Consider the following 20,127-nt stretch of genomic DNA (forward strand, 5'->3'; position numbering starts at 1 on the left):
CATACAACAGAGAACAAAAATGAAAAAAATACTACCCGCATTAATAACAGGTTTATTACTAAGTACAGCAGCGCAAGCCGACGAGGGACCAGTAACAGCACAAAAGCTAAGTGAGCATGTATACGTACTATTTGGGCAAGGCGGTAATATTGCAGCAAGTGTAGGTGATGATGGCATTTATATTATTGATGATCAGTTTGCCAAACTATCAGATGATATTAAAAAAACGATTAGCGATTTAAAACCAGGCAGTGCAGAGTTTGTTATTAATACGCATCATCATGGCGATCATACCGGTGGCAACGAAAACTTTGCTAAAGCGGGTGCGCACGTTATAGCACACGACAATGTACATAAACGTTTAGAAGAGCAGCATGGCGAAGGGTCAGACTTTTTACCGCGCATTAGTTTTGGTCACGATTTAAAACTGCATTTTAATAATGAACATGCCCATGTAGTGCATTACGAACATGCACATACCGATGGAGACTCGGTTGTCTTTTTTAGTAACGACAACATAGTGCACATGGGCGATATTTACTTTAATTTTGGCAGCTTACCGTTTGTTGATGTAGATAGTGGCGGTAGCGTTGATGGTATTTTAGCGGCAGTAGACGATGTAGTTAAACAAATTGACGACAACACTAAAGTAATACCAGGACACGGTAAGGTAAGTGACCGTTCAGGACTGATAGCGTATGGTAAACTAGTTCAAAACGCGAAAGATGTGATGCTAAAAGCAATGCAAAATAATGCAAGCTTAGAGCAAGTACTTAAAGCCGATCCATTGGCAGAACTTGGTCTTGAATACGCAGGCTGGTTACCAAAAGAGAAAGTAACCACACTCTTTTATCGCAGTTTAAAGTAGTACATCTAAAGTAAAAAACATGATACAAAGCTGAGTGTATTCTTGATTTAATCGAGCGTACATTCGGCTTTTATTTTCTTATGCCTAAAGGAGTTGTGTATGTCGGCAGAAAAAACCCATCTTGAAATTTGTAACTTAACCAGAGAGCAATATCCGCAAATTAAAACCTTGATGGATCAAGCGTATCCCGACTTAGGTGGTGCGTGGCCAAGTCATACCATTTTTAGATTAATAGACCAATTTCCTGAAGGGCAAATAGGTATTGTAGATGACGGTGTGCTGGTGGGCTTAGCATTAAGTGTACAAGTTGATTACACACGTTTTTCAAACCCGCATACGTACGAAGACATTGCAGATGGTCACGACCGTGTATTTAGCGATACCGACGGCGATGCGCTATACGGCTTAGATGTGGCCATTAGCGAAACTCACAGAGGCATGCGATTAGGTCGTCGCCTTTATGATGCCCGTAAAGAACTGTGCCGCCAATATAACCTACGCGCTATTTTAGCGGGTGGTCGTATTCCACGTTATTACAATCACAGTAGTGAAATGACGCCAATGGAATACATTGCAAAAGTAGATCAGAGAGAGCTATACGATCCTATTTTAAGCTTTCAGTTATCTAACGATTTTCAGGTAAAGCGTTTACTTAAAAAGTACCTACCGGAGGATCAAGAGTCAGTTGGTTACGCCACTTTACTTGAGTGGAATAACATTATGTATGAACCAACCGACACTGTACTCGAGTCAACTAAATCAATCGTGCGTGTAGGTGCTGTGCAATGGCAAATGCGTTGTGTTGAATCGGTTGAAGAAATGCTAAAGCAGGTTGAATACTTTGTAGATACCGTATCAGACTACAAAAGCGACTTTATACTATTCCCTGAATTTTTTAACGCGCCATTAATGGGCTTAGGAAATCAAAGCAACCAAACTGAAGCGATTCGTTATTTAGCGGAATATACCGAAACGTTTAAAAACGCGATGTCGCGTATGGCAATAGAATACAACGCCAATATTATTACCGGCTCTATGCCGCTTGCCGAAGACGATAAAATTTATAACGTAAGTTATTTATGCCACCGCAGCGGTAAAATAGACGAGCAACGTAAAATACATATTACCCCGCATGAACAAAACGATTGGGTTATTCAAGGCGGCGACAAAATTGCTGTATTTGAAACCGATGCTGGGCGTGTAGGTATTCAAATTTGTTATGACGTAGAGTTTCCTGAGCTTTCACGCATATTAGCAAAACAAGGGTTAGATATTTTGTTTGTCCCATTTTGGACCGACACTAAAAACAGCTACTTACGTGTGCGCCATTGTGCACAAGCGCGTGCAATAGAAAACGAATGTTATGTGGTTATTGCAGGCTCGGTAGGTAACTTACCACAAGTAGAAAGCCTTGATGTGCAGTACTCACAATCGGCTGTGTTAACGCCATCGGACTTTTCGTTCCCGCACGATGCAACACTTAACGAAGCCACACCTAATACAGAAATGCTGTTATTTAGTGACCTTGATATGGATAAGCTTAAAATTCTTCACAGCGAAGGCACAGTGCGTAACTTAAAAGATCGCCGCGAAGATTTATATGAAGTTATATTGAAAAAGAGAGATGTTTAATGGCGTGGATTTATTTGGTTATTGCCGGTTTACTTGAAATTGGCTGGCCGATAGGTTTAAAAATTTCGCAAAACTCAGATACTCGCTGGCAGGGCATCGCAATAGCGGTGGCATTTTTAGTCGCTAGTGGTTTTATGTTGTGGCTTGCGCAAAGGCAAATATCAATGGGCACCTCATACGCGGTGTGGACAGGTATTGGCGCTGCGGGTACGTTTTTAGTAGGTATATTGTTTTATAACGATGCAGCTACATTTGGTCGTATTGCGGGAGTATTAATGATTATTAGTGGTGTGATAACACTAAAAATCAGCTCTTAATTGGTAATTTGAATAAACGCTTAATTATGAATAGCGCAGGTATAAAAGCCTGCGCTTTTTTATGCTCTTAACTTGGTAGCATAACCAAAACAGCGGCAATGGCTATGAGTATTAAGCCTGCAGTATCTTGTTTTTTAAGTGGCTGTTTTAACCAAAGTACAGCAATTAGCATGGTAAAAAACACTTCAACCTGTCCAAGTGTTTTAACGTAAGCAACGTGCTGTAAGCTCATTGCACTAAACCAGCCAATAGAGCCGATACAACTAAAAACACTAATAGCGGCTGTAGTGCCTTTGTAGTACCACAATTTACTGAGCGTTTGCGGCTCTTTTAATAATAAATAGCCCAGTAGTATTAGTGTTTGTAAGCTAATTACAAACAGCAAAACCCAAGCGGCTGAGTGTGGGAATAATAATCCTGAATTTAAGCTCGCTTCACGTACCCACAGTGAGGTAAGTGCAAAGCAAGTACCACAAGCAAGGCCTAATAATGCCGTTTTAGCATTAAAGTGTTTAACGCTTGTTATGCCGCTGAGTAGCAATACGGCAATAGCGCCAAAAAACACACCAAGCCAACCGAGTAAAGAAAGTGCCGAGCCAAAAAATAATACACCTAAAATAGCAGCCACTAACGCCTCGCTTTTGGCAAGACCAGCACCTACGGCGTAATTATTCATTTTAAATAACTTAACCATTAAACCAGTGGCAAGTATTTGCATCACACTTGCGCCTATAATAAATCCCCAAAAGGCATTATTAAACGTAGGCATGGCGGTATCTTGATATTGATACAAACCATATAAATACACGGTAGCAATAGGGCCTGCAATAATAAAGCGGGAGAGAGTTACGCCAGCAACACTCACATCGTTACTTAATTTACTTTGCAGGGCATTACGCCATGCTTGCATGAAGGCGGCTAAAAAAGTGAAAAATATCCAGGTCATGGTCGTCATCGTTAAAATGTAAGGCAGTAAAGTTAACAAGCTTTGTGAAGTAAAGCGATGCATTAACTATGATGTTGAATATTCATCATCTGCGACATTATGTCGCATGGGTTTGAGGATATATTTAGCTATAGTAAGCCTGATGTTATTGTTAGCCGCCAGCGTTTGTCATAAAACGCATCTGGCGGCTTTTTTATTTCGCTTATGCTAAATTATCCGAAACATCAAAAGGATAAATTATGACAACATTAGTTGTATGTGCATTACTTGCGGTATTAATGCCTTACTTTGCAAAAGTGCCGGTTGCTATAGCAATGGCAAAATTAGGTCGATACGACAATAAACATCCTAGGGCGCAACAAAAAAAATTAACCGGCTTTGGTGCACGGGCGCTCGCTGCTCATCAAAACTGTTTTGAATCGCTTGCTGTTTTTGCTGTCGCTATTGCAGTTGTACTGGGTACTAACTCTGTAGGTGCAGTGACCGAAATGCTAGCTGTTACGTATATTGTGTCGCGTATTTTGTATTGCGTATTTTACTATATGAACCTAGATATAATTCGCTCATTAGTGTGGTTTATTGGTTTGGGTACAGCCATTGCCATGATTGTGGTGAGTTTGTAACTTTATAGCGTAAAACCACAAAGCAAGCAGCCTAAAAGGGCGCTTGCTTTGTAGTCTTGAAAAATCTAATAAAGTTAGTGCGATACTTTAATTCGCTCTATTAAATCGGTAGGCGCCACTTCACTATTAATCGCAAAATCTAGTTGCACAAGTACATCTTCAAAACCGGAATCTGATGCTTTATATTTCCATTTTGCTAGCGCCTCTTTCGCTGATTTATCAAAAACATCTTTAGGTTTAGATTGAATAACACTAATATTTTTTGTTTTACCGTTAGCTGCAATATCGTATTTTAATACAACAGAGCCGCTGATCCCTTGTTGAGCTGCTTGTATTGGGTAAGCAGGTTCAATGCGTATTGTTGGTGAAATATGCTCCTCTTGCGTTTTATTTACTTCAGGTTGCTTTGCAATTGCTAAGCCGCTTAGCATACTTGCTGCTACAAGCAATAAGCCACCTTTAGCAAACTTTGAACGCTCCCCGTTGTGTTTTATATTAGCAAGTCGTTGTAACATGGTTTTTTTGTCTCCGTAGTGTGAATAAGCCATAAGTCCTGTGGGCGCATTCGCCGCGCAGTTTATTAAGGCTTTGCTATATAAAATGTGTTGTTGTGTGGTTTTATTGGCAAGTACCCGTTCATCACAAGTCAACTCTTGTAGTCGGCGTATGCTTGCGTAACAAAACCAAGCTAGTGGGTTAAACCACAGTAAAATAGTAGGCAGTAATATAAGTGCGTTTGTTAGGTTGTCTTTGCGTTTTATGTGTACGTTTTCGTGCTCTAAAATAAGCGCTAATGTGGCTTTATCAAACTGGGTATTGTAGTTACTCGGTAGCACCAGCTTGCTGTTTAAAATACCGACCACCATTGGCGTGGCTACATGTTGGCTGGTATAAGTTTTAACATCAGCGGTAAGAGTGCCTTCAAATTGTGTTAACTCAGTTAACTGCAGGCTTTTAACAAAGCGGGTATGCGTAATAAAGCTAGCTATTAATAACCCTGCGGTAATAAGTACATACATGAGCGCCCAGCTAATACCCATTTCATGTGTAAAAGGCTGGTTAGGGGTGATTAAGTAATGGCTAATATTGCTATTTTGCAGTGGTTTAATCGCATTTGGTAAATTAGCAATAACCAATGCCGCAGGTAATAGCCATGCTAATTTATATACAAACCGCGAGCCAAGGGCTTTTAAACCAAATCGCTCGAGTAAAATAAATCCACAAAACAAAATGCTTAATAGTAATTGCTGCTCAATCAACCAATTAAAACCAGTTTGAATAACCATGTTAATCCCTTACTTTTGGTTTTTTTCCCAGTCATCTATAACTTTTTTAAGCTCGTTTATATCTTGCTGAGAAAGCTGCTCCGATTTAGCAAAACCACTTACAAGTGGCGCAATACGCCCACTAAAAAATCGCTCAATAAAGTTTTGGCTTTCTTTTAAGGTGTAGTCGGCGCGCTCCATACAAGGCATATAAATATATTGGCGACCTTCTTTTTCAAATGTAAGTGCGCCTTTTTTTACTAGTCGACCTAGTAGGGTTTTAATGGTTTTTTCGTGCCATTGCTTATCGTCGCTTAAGCGCTCAATTATTTGGCTCGCGGTAGCGGGGTAGTTAATCCAAAGTGCGTCGAGCACGTCAAACTCTGCTTTTGATAACTCAATCATGCTATTGCCTACAAATGTAATCTTTAATTAAAGACTACACCTGTAATCTATAATTGCAAGTTTATTTTTAACTTTCTAGGATGTTATTTAAGCTAATAGGTAGGGGGTTAGGTGCGGGCTTTTAAAATATCGGTTTTATTAATTTGTATATACTGCCCTTCACAAAGGTTTAAATCCTCAAGTACAAGGTCACTAAATTGCACTCTAAATAAATCAATTACTTTGTATCCGCAGTAATGCGCCATTTTACGTATTTGTCTGTTTAGCCCTTGTTTTAAAACAATACTAAACTGATTGCTGGCTATTTTATTTACTTCACAAGGCAGGGTTATGTGTTTATCAACGGGTACGCCTGCTGCCATTTTTTTACAAAAAGCATCGTCTAAAGGCTTATTTACGGTGACTAAATAATGTTTAGGCTGGTGGAAGTCAGGATGTATTAGTTGATTACAAAAATCCCCATCGTTGGTCAAAATAAGCAAACCGCGAGAGTCTTTATCTAATCGACCAATAGGGTAAACGCGGGTGAGTGTGGGCAAATGGTGAATAAGGCTGGCTGGGTCATCAATATTTAATTTGCAGTCAATACCTACTGGTTTGTGGTACGCAAAATAAACTAAATTGGCAGCACCTTTAATTTCTTTTTCATTCACTATTACAATGTCTTGCTCATCAACATGATCTATATGATTCGCTGGGCGATTATTTACAGTCACAACACCTTCATCAATTAAACGCGATGCCTGTTTACGAGAACAAATACCTGCATGGGCAATATATTTAGCGAGTCGGATTTTTGTGCTCATAACGTGTGACGCCAGCGGCTAATAAAAATTTGATCGTGATTATAGCAAAGCTGCGTATCGATAATGTTAAATAACCAGAACTCAGGTTAAATATAAAAAGGTAGCCAAGATGGGTATTAAATTTTCACAGTTAAAAAAGCATGAGCCGCTACAAAAAGTCATTGTTCACTCGTTAGATATGGCGCTTTATCAAGTATCAGTAATGATTAATAACGTTGAATACTATGTAACAGAAGACAGCGGTGAGTTTTTAAGAGCGCTAAGCCCACTGCATGTTCAAAAGCGTTTTGACAAAATAGCGTATGCCGAAATGGTACTGCGCCAAACAAGCGCTTACGACGAAATGTGCGGTCAGCCAGAAAAAACCGGCAGCAATATGCTTGAAGTACCTTACGGTAAAAATAATCTTTATTGATTGAGCTAATTTGCTAGTATCTGCTTTTTAAGGGCGATAAATGTATCAATTAAAAGTAGATAATACCGATGCGTTAAACTCAGCGCTTCGCGCACAAATGGTTGAATTTAACGCCCAGTATTTTGATGCGCAAAGAGTGCCATTAGGCTATAAATTTACTGATGAGCAAGGCGAGCTTGTTGCCGGTATTAGTGGGTGTGTGTTTGGAAATTGGCTGATGATTAGTTGGCTTTGGTGTAGCGATAGTGCACGAGGTAAAGGGCTTGCAGATAAATTGCTAACGGCACTTGAGCAAGCTGCTATTGAGCTAGGAGTAACAACTGCTCAGCTTGATACACTTGATTTTCAAGCAAAACCTTTTTACGAAAAGCGCGGTTATAGTGTTAAGTATCAACTTAATAATTACCCACGCTCAGGTACGCGTTACTTTATGGAAAAGCCACTTTAATTTTTGCTGGCTATTTTTCTTTTAGTGGCTCGCCTTCAAAGGTAATACCTAAAAAAGGTGTTGCCTCTGGTGCTAACATAAAAGTGCGAATATTTAGGTGATCATCGCCTTTTGGGTTTTGCAGCACGTCTTCTCGGTAAAACTTACCAAAGCAATCTAACGTATTTTGTTTACTTAAATCGTTTAATTTAGCAAACGCAAAAATTTTACATGAGCCGTTGTTCTCACTCGCAGCGCTAAGTAATCCATGGTTATTAAAGCCACATGCAGTAAAGTCGTAATTTGCTTCAATCACCGCCATTGTATCGGTAAATTGAATGCTTTTTGGGTTTTCAGCAAGTGCTTTTAAATAGTTATTTAGTGTCATGTGTTACCTTTGGATTTTTAATTATTTAGCGCTCAACTCTAGCTCATCTGTTTGCTGATTTATATTGAATTTAAATCGCGATAAAAAGTTCATCCCTAGCAAACCTTGTCCGCGTGTGTTTTCAATGCTCAACACTTCAAAACCATAAATAATTTGCGAGCCCACTTTAAACGATTCAATTTGATAACGTTTTACAACAATTTGACCGTTAGCTGTGTTTACCGTTACATCGCCTAAATATAAAGGTTGTGGCGAAATTTGCTCAATTATACTTGTAGGTAGTGAGGTCACGCTTGCGCCTGTATCAATCATTAATTCGGTCGATAGATTGTTATTTATTTCGGTGTTTATTAAGTAATGCGCGCCGTAAGGCGTTAAAGCAACAAAGTCGTCTTGCGATTGTGCTTTATTGATCATAGCTTGCAGTGTTTGCACTTGGCTTTTTAGATTGTGCTGGTTTGGCATTCGATCAAGGGTTGCTTGTGCACTAATTAAATCGCCTTGCTGAAAGTAGGCGTACGCAAGCGGATATAAAAACTGCGCGTTATCGCTTTTATAATCAAGCCAAATTTGTGTTTGCTCAATAATAGCTTGCCAATTTTGTTGCTCAGTTAATGTGTGTAATTCGTTTTGAGTGAGCGTATTTAAACGTGTATTTACGTTGTTTTGCTGATCAGCAGGCAGTAATGAATTCAGCTCAAATAAAGCAATAATGGCGTTTTGTGTTTGCTCGCTATTTATTAAATACTCAACCTGTAAGTTAAGTAATTCTACGTTATAAGGGCTGTTATTTAATAGCGCATTGAGAAATGACTCGCTGAGTAATAAATTGCTATTTAGCCATGTTTTAAGCTGTATCAGCCACGATGAATAAAGGTTTTTTGCACTTTCTGGATTGCTATTTTTGAGTTGTTGATAGCTACTAAGTGCGGCTTCAAATTGGTGTTGTTTAAATTGCTGCTTTGCCGTATTTAGTAACGTATCTTGTTGTTTAGGCGATATGCTTTGCTGGGCACTTTGCGTTTTTTGTGGTGTAGTTAACGCAGGCTGCGGCCATAATAAATAAGCGTTAAGGCTAAGCGAGCCAATTAATAGCAAGGTGATTAGCTTGGTATAGTGGCTCATTGTGACCTCTTATTTAATGCAATTGGTATTATTTAATAAAGTGCGTTAATGCATGAATATTGGCTATTTCAATATCAGCCAGCCCTTTATAGCTATAATTAGCGCCTTGGTCGTTTAACCATACCGATTGGCAACCGGCATTATTTGCGCCTTGCACGTCGGTATCTAGGCTATCACCAATATGTAAAATATCGCTTTTAGCAACGTTTAAATGTGCGGCTGCTTTATCAAATAAAGTGGTATGCGGTTTTGCTTTACCGTGCATACCCGCTTGCAGTACTAGCTCAAATTTATTGTGTAAATTAAAGCGTTCAATTTCTACGTTACCGTTAGTAATTGCAATAAGAGTGAAATGTTTTGCCAAGTTATCCAGCAGGTTAAGTATGTCATCGCTAACCACTATGTTGCTACGTGCATCGGCAAAGGCGTTATACGCTGCATTTGCATGAAGCTCTACATCATTGACGTTTAAATTTAACTTGGAAAGCGCTAAACGCAGTGTATGTTGGCGCCATTTAGTGACGTTATCGGCAAGTTCTGGTGATTGTAATACGGCTTCGTTACGGCATAGTTGCCAGTACTTTGGACCTTGTTCTTGGTAGCGTGGTACTGCGTTTAAATAATTTTGCTGGGCTTTAACGGCTGCTTTTATAATAGGATGGTTGCTGTATAGCGTGTCGTCTAAATCAAAGCTCATGACAGAAAATGGCTTAATAGCACGATTAAATCGGATCATATTACTTCCTAATCAGTTCGTTTTTTTGCGCGAGGATGAGTATTGTCGTACACCTTGGCTAAATGTTGAAAATCTAAATGCGTATACACTTGTGTAGCCGACAAACTACTGTGCCCTAGTAACTCTTGCACGGCGCGTAAATCACCAGATGATTCTAAAATATGTGACGCAAACGAGTGGCGTAACTTATGCGGGTGAACCTGCGAGCTAATGCCTTGTTTTATTCCCCACTCTTGCATGCGTAGGCGCACTTGGCGAATCGAAATACGATTTTTTTGGCTACTTAAAAATACTGCTATTTCATCGGGCTTTGCAAACTGAGGGCGTATTGTGAGCCATTTTTTTAATGCGTCTAACGCTTTTTTACCCACCGGAATTAACCGCTCTTTATTGCCTTTACCACGCACTAAAATTTCGCCATTGGCAGCACTAATATCTTGCATGTTAGCGCCAACTAACTCGCTTATACGCAGCCCTGATGAATACATAAGCTCCATCATTGCTTTATCTCTAATTGCGAGAGGTTCGTCGTCGGGTATTTCGAGCAAGCGTGCCATTTGATCCACATCGAGATTTTTAGGTAGGGGCTTTGCAAACTTAGGACCTTTTATACCCACCGCCGGATTATGGTAATGCGATTGCTCGGCAATATTTTTTGCTTTTAAAAACTTATATAAGCTGCGAATACAACTGAGCTTTAAGCTAATTGTACGGCCACTTAATTGTTTTGAGCGTAGTGCCATGCTGTAGCGGCGAATATGCTCGCCTTGCACGCCAAACCAGTCATCACATAATTTGCTAAAATAAAGGGCTGCAAAGCCAAGCTGGCTTACATATTGATTAACTGTGTGCGCTGAATATTGCTTTTCAAACTTTAAATAATCGCTAAATAGCGTTATGGGTGTACGCCAACTGTCGCTTAACTGGGTAGTATTAGGCGCATCGTCACTCATGTTAGTTTTTGCAACCGCAGGTGTAATGCGTTTATAAAGTCGAGCACAAACAGGTTATCTTGAGCGGGCTCAAAGTGGTTTACGTTACTGCTACCAAACGCCAAAATAGCGATAGGGTGTTTAGTGTCGCCAATTAAATAAATAGCGACAGATTGTGTATCTTCACTAAATAATAATTCGCGCTCTTGCTGATTAATACGCCCTAAATAATGCCCAGAATGGGTAAGGCGATGCGCAATAAGTTCGTCGTATTTGGGATTATATTTTACTAATTTGCAGTCGTTAACATCTTCACTTGAGCATATTATATTACGTAGATTATTTGCAAGAGTGTCAAAATCGTCATGATTCCAAAGCTGGCGATGGCACTGGCTAAACAAACGATATACAAGCTCGTTTTGCGTTGCATGCTTGCTCATGGCGTCTATTTGGCTTTTTAAAAGCGTGTTGTGCTCGCGTAATTGACGTTGCTGAATATGTACCAGCGACGTTGCACCTTGAGCTTGCTGTTGCAGCTCAAGTTGTGCGAGTAGCTCCGGGTGTTGAACCAAAAAATCAGGATGTTGCTGTAAGTAATCAATAACCTGTTCTTTACTTAGCTCGCTCATAGCGCTACTTGTCCGTCGAACACATGCTCTGCGGGGCCTGTCATACGTACAGGATGACCTTCACCACTCCAACGTACTTGTAAGCTACCGCCTGGTAAATCTACTTGAACGGTTGTTGATAACTTATTTTGCATATGACCAATAACCATTGCTGCACACGCACCTGTGCCACAGGCTAGGGTTTCGTTAACGCCTCGCTCCCACACTCTTAATTTAATGTGTTCATGCGATACAACTTGCATAAAGCCAATGTTCGCTTTTTGCGGAAAACGTTCGTGGTTTTCAAGTAATGGACCCAATATATCAACTTGCGCGGTGGTTACGTCGTCAACTTCTAGCACGCAATGCGGGTTACCCATAGATACCGCGCCACTAAATACAGTGTGTTCTTCGGTTCTAATAATATAAGTAAGCTCACGCTTGCTCGCTTTTAAAGGGATTTTACTTGGCTCAAAATTTGGATGACCCATGTTAACCGTTACTTGACCGTCTTTTTCTATGTAGAGCGTTAAGTTGCCCGACTTGGTCGACACAGTAATTTTATGCTTGTTAGTAAGGCCCTTCATACGTACAAAGCGGGCAAAACAGCGTGCGCCGTTACCGCATTGTTCTACTTCGGTACCATCGGCATTAAATATTCGATAATGAAAGTCGAGATCAGGAGAGTATGGCGCTTCAACCATTAGCAATTGGTCAAAGCCAATGCCAAAATGGCGATCTGCCAGTTTTTTGATTTGATCTCGCGACAAAAAAACATTTTGTGTAATGTTATCAATCACAACAAAGTCGTTGCCTAAGCCGTGCATTTTGGAAAAATTAACTAACATAGCGCTCTAATTCGGTTTTGCTCTGTGCTAATCATGCCACAGAGCAGCTAGTAGACAAAAACGTTTATGGTAAAACTTTCTCACCCTGATAAAGGCTTTCAATAGTTTCGCGTTCACGAATAAGATGATGCTGCTGACCATCTACCATTATTTCTGCAACACGCGGGCGCGAGTTGTAGTTTGAACTCATGGTAAAGCCGTATGCACCAGCACTTCGTTGTGCGAGTAAGTCGCCTTGTTTAAGCGCTAGTTCACGATCTTTTCCTAAAAAGTCGCCGGTTTCGCACACAGGGCCCACAATATCAAAGTTGTGAGTCGGTGTTTCGTCGTCGCGAACTGATACCGGAATGATTTTTTGCCACGCTTGATAAAGCGCAGGGCGAAGCATGTCGTTCATACCTGCATCTACAATGGCAAAAAATTTGTCTTGGTTTTGTTTAATAAATTCAACTTGAGTAACTAAAATACCTGCGTTAGCTGCAATAGCGCGCCCTGGTTCAAAAATTAGTTCAAGGTGTTTATAGTTAGCTAAGCGTTCGGTAACTTGCGCTGCATATTCACTTGGGTGCGGTGGTTGCTCGTTGTTATATGGCACGCCTAAACCGCCACCAATATCTAAGTGAGTTAGCTCAATACCGTTGGTTTTTAGCTCATCAATAAGCGCCATTAATTTATCAAGGGCTTCTAAAAATGGTCTTACTTGCGTTAATTGAGAGCCAATATGGCAATCAACACCAATAACTTTTAAACCAGGTAAAGCCGCTGCTTGTTGATAAACACTTACAGCAGTTTGTATATCAATACCAAATTTATTTTCTTTTAAACCAGTAGAAATATACGGATGTGTTTTTGCATCTATGTCGGGGTTTACGCGAATAGAAATAGGCGCTTCTAAGTTAAGCTCGCAAGCCACTTCAGAAATACGCTCAAGCTCAGAGGCTGATTCAACGTTAAAGCATTTAATCCCCAATTTTAATGCGTACGCTATTTCGTCTGCTGTTTTAGCCACGCCCGAAAAAACCACTTTAGAAGCATCGCCTCCCGCTTTAATTACACGCGCAAGTTCGCCTTTGGATACAATATCAAAACCCGATCCTAGGCGCGCTAATATATTAAGCACGGCAATATTTGAGTTTGCTTTTACGGCGTAACACACCAAGCTTTTATGATTTTTAGTGGCGTTAGCAAACGCTAAATAATGGCGCTCAAATGTAGCGCGCGAGTACACATAACACGGCGTACCGTATTGCTGCGCTATGCTTGCCACACTGACGTCTTCGGCAAATAATTGGTTGTTTTTGTAGTTAAAATAATCCATTTATTGCTCCTGACTTTGCGATATTTTGGCTTGCTCAGCGGTAGTGGCTGGCTGAGCTGTATTTTGAGGTTGGTTTTGCTCTGTTTGTTGCTCTGGTAAATATAACGGACCGCTTTGTCCGCAGCCAGCTAAGGCGCTTAACAGTACAGTGCTTATTAATAGTTTTTTTAATTGTAAGGTATGTGTCGCTTTCATTAGATTAATACGGTTGCTGGCTTTATAATCGCAGAGTAACAGAATATCTAAAAAATGCAGCTATTCGCGGATGATTTTATTCCTGTTACACTAGGACTTGTTTATCTCTCGAGGTTGAATTTGCGCTGCCCGTTGGGTTCGTCCTAGGAACGATTTACTCTTTGTTGCTCGGTTTTAACTTAGTCCACTAGGTTACAAACCTCGCGCCGCGATTAAATCGCCCCTAGATAGAACAAATTTCAATCCTGAAAGGTTAACAGGCCCTAGCTGCACATTTTTAAAGCTAATTCAAAGCTAAAACGTACCCAATATTAGGCGGCTCGCCTGCAAAGGAAATAACAATGACTGAACACGAATATCACCAATTAGCCGAAGCTCTTATGTTCACTATTGAAGAGCAGGTTGATGATTGCGAAGCTGATTTAGATTACGAATCGGCACAAGGTATTTTAGAAATAATTTTTCCTGATAAAAGTAAAATAGTGATTAACAAGCAAGCACCTCTTCACCAAGTATGGGTTGCGACTAAGTTTAACGGACATCATTTTGAAATGCGTGATGGGTTATGGATTGATAACCGTTCTGGCGCTGAATTTTGGGCGTTTATAAATGAAGCCTCAACTCGCCAAGCAGGCCAAGAAGTTAAGTGGCAATCATCACTATGAGTTTAGAATTTGTAGAATATGCAGCCCAAAGTGAGCACAAAGCAACGGTTATTTGGTTACATGGTTTAGGTGACTCTGGGGATGGTTTTGCGCCAGTAGCTCCGCAGCTTAATTTACCAAGTGAGCTTGGTATACGGTTTGTTTTTCCGCATGCGCCAGTACAACCGGTCACCATAAATGGTGGCATGGAAATGCGCTCTTGGTACGATATTAAATCTATAGAATTAGATAAGCGTGCCGATGAACAAGGCGTAAGGGATTCGGCTGCAAAGGTAGAAGAGTTAATTAATAAAGAAATTGCTAATGGTATACCTGCTAATAAAATTATTTTAGCTGGCTTTTCTCAAGGTGGTGTTGTGTCTCTGCATTTAGCACCGCGCTTTGAGCAAAAGCTTGGGGGTGTTATGGCGCTTTCTACTTATATGTGTGTGCCGCAAAAATTTGCTGATGAAGCAAAGCATACTGATTTAAACGTATTTATGGCTCATGGTAGCCAAGATAACGTTGTACCGCATAGTGCGGGAAGAAGTGCGTTTGAAGTATTAACAGCACATAACATGGATGTAAGCTGGCAAGAATATCCAATGGCTCACCAAGTTTGCGCAGAAGAATTGCAAGCTATTCGCCAATGGTTAATTGCTCGTTTAAGCTAATTTTGGAACCGCTGAGGTCAATATGAGTCAAAAAATAGTTATTAAAGCAAATGTTAAACGCGAACTACAAGAGAGTGTACCAACGGTAAGCTACGAGTGGAATTGGCGTCGTATTGTGAGTATTGCTATGTTGGTATTAATGACCTCTGCAGCAGTTGTGTATGGCTTAACAACGTCAGCCAGTGCAGAGCAAGGTGAGCATCCAAATGAGCAGGAGCAATTTTTAAGCTTTAGCAGTAACGCTCAAAACCAGGCAAACGTTGAAGTAACGGATGTTGAGTCTGAATCATCAATAAACAATACCCCTAATGAATCTGCAGAGGTAATGCAAGCTCGGATTGAACCGTTGTCAGCTGAGCAAAATGAGGCTCAACTAAGCATTTCAAGTAATACATCTGATGAAGCTGAGCTTGTAAATAATCCCCCTGTTTTATTGGCTAACAACGATAGTGTTACTGAACAAAGCGAAAGCATTAATACAGAGTTAAACTCAAACCTTGATAATGATGTGCAAGAAGAAACCGCAGAAGCTCAAAACGTAGCTGAGCTAGCCAGTCAAAGCGACTTACTTTTAGAGTTAGAAAGTGATGATGGCGCATTGAGTGGCACTGAAGGTTTTTCGCCGACAGCACAAGTGGCAAGTGTGGCTTTGGGCGCGCAAATAGACACGGGTAAAATTAGCCGTGCGGTACTTACTCGTAAAGTAAGTAAGCGTGAGCCCACTAATGTGTTTGCTGCTGATATTAGATTAAGTCAGTTTGATGAAGGCGTATCGTTTTTTAGTGAGATTAAAAATCTTCAAGGCCAGCAAGTTAAGCATGTTTGGTCGTTTGAAGGTGAAACTATGGCTGAAATTACACTTAATGTTACTTCGCCTCGCTACAGAACGTACTCAACAAAAAATATCATGGACACACAAACAGGCCATTGGCGTGTTGATGTAGTTGATGAGCAAGGCAATTTAATTGCCCAAAAAGAGTTTAGAATTTTAGCTGACTAAAACTAGCTAAACGCAGTAATTAATTGGATACCCCTATGACAGAAAAAACAAAATTAGTACGCATCGCAACGCGCAAAAGCGCCTTAGCACTTTGGCAGGCCGAATTTGTAAAAGCAGAGCTTGAGCGTTTTCATGCAGATGTGCGCGTAGAATTAGTCCCAATGTCGACGCAAGGGGATATAATTTTAGATACGCCATTGGCTAAAATTGGCGGTAAAGGCTTATTTGTTAAAGAGCTAGAGCAAGCTATGTTAGATGGCCGAGCTGATATTGCCGTGCATTCTATGAAGGACGTGCCAGTAGAGTTCCCAGAAGGATTAAAGCTGTATACTATTTGTGAGCGTGAAGATCCGCGTGATGCGTTTGTATCAAACAATTTTGCAAATTTAAACGAGCTACCACAGGGCGCCATTGTGGGTACTTCGAGCTTACGCCGCCAGTGCCAAATTAAAGCACTTCGCCCTGATTTAGATATTCGTGATTTGCGCGGTAATGTAAATACGCGTTTAGGTAAATTAGATGATGGCCAATATGATGCTATTATTTTAGCGGCAGCGGGGCTTATTCGTTTAAAAATGAGTAAGCGTATTGCTGACTACATTGAGCCAGAAGTGTCATTACCGGCAAATGGTCAAGGCGCTGTAGGTATTGAATGTCGTATTGATGATGAAGTAACAAAAGCATTACTTGCACCACTTGAGCATACCCAAACACGTATTCGCGTAAACGCAGAGCGTTCGATGAACCGCTATTTAGAAGGTGGTTGCCAAGTTCCTATTGGTGCTTATGCATTGGTTGATGGCGAGCAGGTACATTTGCGTGGTTTAGTGGGTGCTGTTGATGGCAGCGAAATTTTACGTGACGAAGTAACAGGTCATGTAAATGACGCAGAAGAACTAGGTATTGAGCTTGCTAAAAAATTACTAGCTCAAGGCGCAGACAAAATATTAGCTGAAGTTTATAGAGACGCATAAATGACACATATTCTGATAACTCGGCCCGAAGGAAAAGGCGCAGCCCTTGCACAGCAACTTGAGCAAGCGGGTTATCAGGCGTCTTTATTTCCGGTATTAAAAATAACGCATTTAACACCCTCCAGCACTGAACTTAGTCCGCTGTTAAATGCAGATAAAATAATATTTATATCGCAAGATGCAGTCAGTGCACTTTCGCAATTAAAACCCGATATAAATACCAAAGCGCAGTTTTATGCAGTTGGACAACAAACAGCCGACATTATATATGAGCAATTTGGTGTGCGCGCAGCAGTACCGAAGCAGTATGATTCAGAAGGGTTACTTGCGCTTAAATCACTCGCCGAGGTTGATGGCAGTAATATAGTGTTAGTTAAGGGGCAAGGTGGCCGCCCTGAGTTAGCTAAAACGCTGAAAGAGCGCGGTGCTTTTTTAAATAATTGTATTGTGTATAAGCGTGAACCCACAGAGAGTATTACTCCTAACTGGACAGACCACTGGAAAAGCCAGAATGTACACGGTATAGTCATAACAAGTAATGCAGCAGTTGATGCTATATTTAAAAGCCTTACTGCACACCAACTACAATGGTTACAACAGTGCCGATTTTATGTTGCAAGCGAGCGGATAGCCGCTTATTTAAAGTTGCAACAGGTAAGTTCGGCTAATATACACATTGCAGCAGGGGCAAGCGATAATGCTATGTTTACCTGCATAAATCAGCAAGGTAGCAACATGAGCGAACAGTCAAAGCCAGTTACGGCAGAAAAAGCCACACCAACAATAGCTAACACGGCCTCAGCTAAATCAGCTAAGCAAGAGCCAGCAGCCGCTAAAAACACTGCAAATAAAAATAAACAAAAAGTTAGCAAAGTTGCAGTGCTTGCACTTCTTATTTCGCTAATTGTGGCCTCAGGCGTGGGTTACGAGTTTTATCAAAAATTAAATGCGGGTAAGGCTCAAAACCTGGCCGCGAATGAGTTGAGTGAGCAAAATAAGTCACTCGCCCAAGAGCTGCAAGCACTTAAGTCAGCACAATCTAATTTGCAGCAAGCGCTATTTAATAGTGAGAAAAAAGTTGCCGCAGCCTTAAGTGAAAGTGCAACTCAAAATCAGCAAGAACTAAAAGCAGCTTTGCAAAAAGCGCAGCAACAAGGTTCGTCTTTAAATCCACAAGAAGTGACCAGTTTGCAGCGTATGGCTGAATTTAAACTATGGGCTGAAAAAGATTACCAAGGCACTAGTGCTGTTTTAAAGCGCTTAGATGCATTACTTAGCGAACACCCAGGAACAGTTGAAGTTCGCCAAGCTATTATGCAAGACATACAAACACTTGATAGCCTTAAACCTATAGCAACAGAGGCTATTTATTTACAGCTAAACAGTGCACTTAATAGCGTTGATAATTTAGTTTTTAATGCGGTTAACTTGCCAGAAGAAGCGGCTGCAATAGATGAAAATGCTTTAAGTGATGACGTGAGTGATTGGCAGCAAAACCTGAGTAATAGCTGGAATAAAATTGTGGATAGCTTTATTACTATTCGCCAGCACGAGGGTGTTTCCATTGAGCCATTACTTACAGATCAAGAGCGCCATTTAATTAATCAACGAATCAAGCTTAATATAACTCAGGCACAAGATGCACTTATGAGTAAGCAGGCGAGTATTTTCTTTAGCGCCTTAAGTGAAGCAAAACGTTTAGTTGGTGAGTACTTTAAGCAAGACGATGATGCAACCAAAACGGTACTTAAAGCGTTGTCTAAACTCGAAAAAGAGCAGCTTAATTTTAATCCAAAAATAACCTTAAATAGCACACAAAAGGTTAAGGAGTGGGCGCAATGATAGGGCTAATTATTTTAATTGTAGCTATTGTTGTTGTACTAGCGGTTACTCCATTTGTGCTAGATGAAAAAGGTTATGTACTTATTTCATTTAACAATACGACGATAGAAGGCACGATAGTATCGTTTTGTATAATGGCAGTCATTACCGCTGTTGTTTTATATTTAACATATAAGCTAATTCGCTACTTATTATCGATTTATCATAATACTAAACATGGCTTTTTTGCACGTAGCCAAGAGCGCAAACAAGTAGCTATTGAGCAGGCTCTGTGGAGTGCTATTAATGATGATTATGAGCATGTAGAGCAGGCTCTATCGGGTAATAGCGTACCAGATAAGTTTGAAGATATTCGCTTAGCATTACTTGCAAAAGCAGCGCTTGCTAATAATCAAACAGATAAAGCACTTGAGCGTTTATTTGAAATAAGCCCAGAGCATCAATTAAAAGTAGCAAAGCTATGGTTGGCAAGTGGCGACAGTAGCGCGATTGAATCACAAATGCGTATTAGCGCAGAAGCTAAAAAAGCCACCGCACTTGAGTTAAAACTTTATGCAGAAGTATTAGTACAGCAACAACACTTTAGTGCGCTGGAAGATTTTTTGCCGCGTTTATTACGCAAAAAAGCACTTACTGATGCACAGTGGACGCAGTTATTTAGTGCCTACTTTAATGCGTTAGATGCAGACAAACTGAGTGAAAAATATAAACAGCTACCGAAAAAGCTGCAAGCTCATGCCCACACCGCATATTTAATGCAAATGGCGCAAGCAGGTCAATTGGCTGCTATTGAAAGTGACTTAATTAAAATGGTTAAGCACAATGAGCAACACTTAGAGCTTGCCAATATATTAAGTAAAGCAACAGCAGCCGATGCGCCTAAGTTGCAAATAAACATACAAGAACGCCTTAAAAAGGATGATTCAAATAATTCACTATTACTTGCGCTGGCTTGCCTTGCTAATGCTAAAGGTGATTATGACTTAGCAGCTAGAATTTTTGATAAAGCACTGAATAGTGATAATAAAAAACAGTTCTCTGAACAAGCTGTTTTAAGTTATAAAAATAGTGCACAAGCAGAAAAGGCGCTCGTTTTATATCAATAAATGACTACACTATAACTACTTAGCATTTTTTGT

General features: G+C 40.4%; 24 protein-coding genes. 12 read left to right on the plus strand and 12 right to left on the minus strand.

Annotation, left to right across the window (positions count from 1 at the left end; all coding sequences use genetic code 11):
* The first annotated feature begins 19 nt into the window (after positions 1-19).
* From I6E82_RS16975 to I6E82_RS16985, 3 genes are all read left to right on the plus strand, one after another.
* The gene (locus tag I6E82_RS16975) at positions 20-868 is read left to right on the plus strand and encodes an MBL fold metallo-hydrolase (RefSeq protein WP_007580517.1); all 849 of its coding nucleotides are present in this window, start codon (positions 20-22) and stop codon (positions 866-868) included.
* A gap of 99 nt (positions 869-967) precedes the next feature.
* Complete coding sequence (locus I6E82_RS16980) at positions 968-2,500, plus strand: bifunctional GNAT family N-acetyltransferase/carbon-nitrogen hydrolase family protein (protein WP_010554553.1); 1,533 nt, start codon at positions 968-970, stop codon at positions 2,498-2,500.
* Positions 2,500-2,817 carry a DMT family transporter gene (locus I6E82_RS16985; RefSeq protein ID WP_007580521.1) on the plus strand — a complete coding sequence of 106 codons (318 nt, stop codon included), beginning with the start codon at positions 2,500-2,502 and terminating at the stop codon, positions 2,815-2,817. Before I6E82_RS16980 ends, I6E82_RS16985 begins: the two co-directional genes overlap by 1 nt.
* A 67-nt stretch (positions 2,818-2,884) precedes the next feature.
* Here the strand turns inward: I6E82_RS16985 and I6E82_RS16990 are convergent, their stop codons facing one another.
* Positions 2,885-3,763 carry a DMT family transporter gene (locus I6E82_RS16990; RefSeq protein WP_197118348.1) on the minus strand — a complete coding sequence of 293 codons (879 nt, stop codon included), beginning with the start codon at positions 3,761-3,763 and terminating at the stop codon, positions 2,885-2,887.
* A gap of 239 nt (positions 3,764-4,002) precedes the next feature.
* Between I6E82_RS16990 and I6E82_RS16995 the strand changes: the two genes are divergently transcribed.
* Positions 4,003-4,386: an MAPEG family protein gene (locus I6E82_RS16995; RefSeq protein WP_197118349.1), complete on the plus strand. Its 384-nt coding sequence runs from the start codon at positions 4,003-4,005 to the stop codon at positions 4,384-4,386.
* Between the two features lie 74 nt (positions 4,387-4,460).
* Here I6E82_RS16995 and I6E82_RS17000 read toward each other — a convergent pair whose 3' ends face one another.
* The 3 genes from I6E82_RS17000 to I6E82_RS17010 all read right to left on the minus strand — a co-directional run bounded on the left by I6E82_RS17000 (position 4,461) and on the right by I6E82_RS17010 (position 6,862).
* Positions 4,461-5,672 carry a M56 family metallopeptidase gene (locus tag I6E82_RS17000; RefSeq protein ID WP_197118350.1) on the minus strand — a complete coding sequence of 404 codons (1,212 nt, stop codon included), beginning with the start codon at positions 5,670-5,672 and terminating at the stop codon, positions 4,461-4,463.
* 9 nt (positions 5,673-5,681) lie between these two features.
* Positions 5,682-6,056: a BlaI/MecI/CopY family transcriptional regulator gene (locus I6E82_RS17005; protein ID WP_007580531.1), complete on the minus strand. Its 375-nt coding sequence runs from the start codon at positions 6,054-6,056 to the stop codon at positions 5,682-5,684.
* Between the two features lie 107 nt (positions 6,057-6,163).
* Complete coding sequence (locus I6E82_RS17010; RefSeq protein WP_197118351.1) at positions 6,164-6,862, minus strand: pseudouridine synthase; 699 nt, start codon at positions 6,860-6,862, stop codon at positions 6,164-6,166.
* 109 nt (positions 6,863-6,971) lie between these two features.
* Between I6E82_RS17010 and I6E82_RS17015 the strand changes: the two genes are divergently transcribed.
* Both I6E82_RS17015 and I6E82_RS17020 read left to right on the plus strand, forming a co-directional pair.
* Positions 6,972-7,277, plus strand: a complete 306-nt coding sequence (locus I6E82_RS17015; protein ID WP_024589642.1) for a DUF6482 family protein — start codon at positions 6,972-6,974, stop codon at positions 7,275-7,277.
* A 40-nt stretch (positions 7,278-7,317) separates the two neighbouring features.
* Entirely contained in the window at positions 7,318-7,725 is a 408-nt protein-coding gene (locus I6E82_RS17020; RefSeq protein WP_197118352.1) for a GNAT family N-acetyltransferase, read from the plus strand.
* A gap of 10 nt (positions 7,726-7,735) precedes the next feature.
* Here the strand turns inward: I6E82_RS17020 and I6E82_RS17025 are convergent, their stop codons facing one another.
* The 8 genes from I6E82_RS17025 to lptM form a co-directional block, all read right to left on the minus strand.
* Positions 7,736-8,092, minus strand: a complete 357-nt coding sequence (locus I6E82_RS17025) for a HopJ type III effector protein (protein WP_024592619.1) — start codon at positions 8,090-8,092, stop codon at positions 7,736-7,738.
* Positions 8,093-8,113: 21 nt separating this feature from the next.
* A complete protein-coding gene (locus I6E82_RS17030) occupies positions 8,114-9,217 on the minus strand; it encodes a retroviral-like aspartic protease family protein (RefSeq protein WP_165726237.1) in 1,104 nt (367 codons plus the stop codon).
* 28 nt (positions 9,218-9,245) lie between these two features.
* On the minus strand, positions 9,246-9,953 hold the full coding sequence (locus I6E82_RS17035; RefSeq protein WP_197118353.1) for an HAD-IA family hydrolase: 708 nt from the start codon (positions 9,951-9,953) through the stop codon (positions 9,246-9,248).
* A gap of 8 nt (positions 9,954-9,961) precedes the next feature.
* Positions 9,962-10,906 (minus strand): tyrosine recombinase XerC, encoded by a 945-nt coding sequence (locus tag I6E82_RS17040; protein WP_010554563.1) that lies wholly within the window; start codon positions 10,904-10,906, stop codon positions 9,962-9,964.
* Positions 10,903-11,514, minus strand: a complete 612-nt coding sequence (locus tag I6E82_RS17045) for a DUF484 family protein (protein ID WP_197118354.1) — start codon at positions 11,512-11,514, stop codon at positions 10,903-10,905. Before I6E82_RS17045 ends, I6E82_RS17040 begins: the two co-directional genes overlap by 4 nt.
* The gene (dapF, locus tag I6E82_RS17050; protein ID WP_007580548.1) at positions 11,511-12,341 is read right to left on the minus strand and encodes a diaminopimelate epimerase; all 831 of its coding nucleotides are present in this window, start codon (positions 12,339-12,341) and stop codon (positions 11,511-11,513) included. The genes I6E82_RS17045 and dapF overlap by 4 nt, the downstream gene beginning before the upstream one ends.
* 64 nt (positions 12,342-12,405) lie before the next feature.
* Positions 12,406-13,659, minus strand: a complete 1,254-nt coding sequence (gene lysA / locus I6E82_RS17055) for a diaminopimelate decarboxylase (RefSeq protein WP_197118355.1) — start codon at positions 13,657-13,659, stop codon at positions 12,406-12,408.
* Entirely contained in the window at positions 13,660-13,854 is a 195-nt protein-coding gene (gene lptM, locus I6E82_RS17060; protein WP_024592613.1) for an LPS translocon maturation chaperone LptM, read from the minus strand.
* A 341-nt stretch (positions 13,855-14,195) separates the two neighbouring features.
* Here lptM and cyaY point away from each other — a divergent pair, with 341 nt between their 5' ends.
* Genes cyaY through I6E82_RS17090 form a run of 6 tightly spaced genes read left to right on the plus strand, consistent with a single transcriptional unit; the run spans position 14,196 to position 20,094 of the window.
* The gene (cyaY, locus tag I6E82_RS17065; RefSeq protein ID WP_002960979.1) at positions 14,196-14,519 is read left to right on the plus strand and encodes an iron donor protein CyaY; all 324 of its coding nucleotides are present in this window, start codon (positions 14,196-14,198) and stop codon (positions 14,517-14,519) included.
* Positions 14,516-15,172, plus strand: a complete 657-nt coding sequence (locus tag I6E82_RS17070) for an alpha/beta hydrolase (RefSeq protein WP_007580555.1) — start codon at positions 14,516-14,518, stop codon at positions 15,170-15,172. The genes cyaY and I6E82_RS17070 overlap by 4 nt, the downstream gene beginning before the upstream one ends.
* A 22-nt stretch (positions 15,173-15,194) precedes the next feature.
* Positions 15,195-16,172 (plus strand): DUF2914 domain-containing protein, encoded by a 978-nt coding sequence (locus tag I6E82_RS17075; protein WP_121954370.1) that lies wholly within the window; start codon positions 15,195-15,197, stop codon positions 16,170-16,172.
* Between the two features lie 35 nt (positions 16,173-16,207).
* Positions 16,208-17,146: a hydroxymethylbilane synthase gene (gene hemC, locus I6E82_RS17080; RefSeq protein WP_197118356.1), complete on the plus strand. Its 939-nt coding sequence runs from the start codon at positions 16,208-16,210 to the stop codon at positions 17,144-17,146.
* A complete protein-coding gene (locus I6E82_RS17085) occupies positions 17,147-18,988 on the plus strand; it encodes a uroporphyrinogen-III synthase (protein ID WP_197118357.1) in 1,842 nt (613 codons plus the stop codon).
* Positions 18,985-20,094: a heme biosynthesis HemY N-terminal domain-containing protein gene (locus I6E82_RS17090; protein WP_010554570.1), complete on the plus strand. Its 1,110-nt coding sequence runs from the start codon at positions 18,985-18,987 to the stop codon at positions 20,092-20,094. The genes I6E82_RS17085 and I6E82_RS17090 overlap by 4 nt, the downstream gene beginning before the upstream one ends.
* Positions 20,095-20,127 lie beyond the last annotated feature (33 nt).

The sequence above is a fragment of the Pseudoalteromonas sp. NZS11 genome (genome assembly GCF_015864765.1).
Taxonomy (GTDB): domain Bacteria; phylum Pseudomonadota; class Gammaproteobacteria; order Enterobacterales; family Alteromonadaceae; genus Pseudoalteromonas; species Pseudoalteromonas arctica.

Excerpts from the sequence above, each read along its gene's own strand:
- I6E82_RS16975 (WP_007580517.1), top strand. The coding sequence starts at position 20 with ATGAAAAAAATACTACCCGCATTAATAACAGGTTTATTACTAAGTACA.
- I6E82_RS16980 (WP_010554553.1), top strand. The coding sequence starts at position 968 with ATGTCGGCAGAAAAAACCCATCTTGAAATTTGTAACTTAACCAGAGAG.
- I6E82_RS16985 (WP_007580521.1), top strand. The coding sequence starts at position 2,500 with ATGGCGTGGATTTATTTGGTTATTGCCGGTTTACTTGAAATTGGCTGG.
- I6E82_RS16990 (WP_197118348.1), bottom strand. The coding sequence starts at position 3,763 with ATGACCTGGATATTTTTCACTTTTTTAGCCGCCTTCATGCAAGCATGG.
- I6E82_RS16995 (WP_197118349.1), top strand. The coding sequence starts at position 4,003 with ATGACAACATTAGTTGTATGTGCATTACTTGCGGTATTAATGCCTTAC.
- I6E82_RS17000 (WP_197118350.1), bottom strand. The coding sequence starts at position 5,672 with ATGGTTATTCAAACTGGTTTTAATTGGTTGATTGAGCAGCAATTACTA.
- I6E82_RS17005 (WP_007580531.1), bottom strand. The coding sequence starts at position 6,056 with ATGATTGAGTTATCAAAAGCAGAGTTTGACGTGCTCGACGCACTTTGG.
- I6E82_RS17010 (WP_197118351.1), bottom strand. The coding sequence starts at position 6,862 with ATGAGCACAAAAATCCGACTCGCTAAATATATTGCCCATGCAGGTATT.
- I6E82_RS17015 (WP_024589642.1), top strand. The coding sequence starts at position 6,972 with ATGGGTATTAAATTTTCACAGTTAAAAAAGCATGAGCCGCTACAAAAA.
- I6E82_RS17020 (WP_197118352.1), top strand. The coding sequence starts at position 7,318 with ATGTATCAATTAAAAGTAGATAATACCGATGCGTTAAACTCAGCGCTT.
- I6E82_RS17025 (WP_024592619.1), bottom strand. The coding sequence starts at position 8,092 with ATGACACTAAATAACTATTTAAAAGCACTTGCTGAAAACCCAAAAAGC.
- I6E82_RS17030 (WP_165726237.1), bottom strand. The coding sequence starts at position 9,217 with ATGAGCCACTATACCAAGCTAATCACCTTGCTATTAATTGGCTCGCTT.
- I6E82_RS17035 (WP_197118353.1), bottom strand. The coding sequence starts at position 9,953 with ATGATCCGATTTAATCGTGCTATTAAGCCATTTTCTGTCATGAGCTTT.
- I6E82_RS17040 (WP_010554563.1), bottom strand. The coding sequence starts at position 10,906 with ATGAGTGACGATGCGCCTAATACTACCCAGTTAAGCGACAGTTGGCGT.
- I6E82_RS17045 (WP_197118354.1), bottom strand. The coding sequence starts at position 11,514 with ATGAGCGAGCTAAGTAAAGAACAGGTTATTGATTACTTACAGCAACAT.
- dapF (WP_007580548.1), bottom strand. The coding sequence starts at position 12,341 with ATGTTAGTTAATTTTTCCAAAATGCACGGCTTAGGCAACGACTTTGTT.
- lysA (WP_197118355.1), bottom strand. The coding sequence starts at position 13,659 with ATGGATTATTTTAACTACAAAAACAACCAATTATTTGCCGAAGACGTC.
- lptM (WP_024592613.1), bottom strand. The coding sequence starts at position 13,854 with ATGAAAGCGACACATACCTTACAATTAAAAAAACTATTAATAAGCACT.
- cyaY (WP_002960979.1), top strand. The coding sequence starts at position 14,196 with ATGACTGAACACGAATATCACCAATTAGCCGAAGCTCTTATGTTCACT.
- I6E82_RS17070 (WP_007580555.1), top strand. The coding sequence starts at position 14,516 with ATGAGTTTAGAATTTGTAGAATATGCAGCCCAAAGTGAGCACAAAGCA.
- I6E82_RS17075 (WP_121954370.1), top strand. The coding sequence starts at position 15,195 with ATGAGTCAAAAAATAGTTATTAAAGCAAATGTTAAACGCGAACTACAA.
- hemC (WP_197118356.1), top strand. The coding sequence starts at position 16,208 with ATGACAGAAAAAACAAAATTAGTACGCATCGCAACGCGCAAAAGCGCC.
- I6E82_RS17085 (WP_197118357.1), top strand. The coding sequence starts at position 17,147 with ATGACACATATTCTGATAACTCGGCCCGAAGGAAAAGGCGCAGCCCTT.
- I6E82_RS17090 (WP_010554570.1), top strand. The coding sequence starts at position 18,985 with ATGATAGGGCTAATTATTTTAATTGTAGCTATTGTTGTTGTACTAGCG.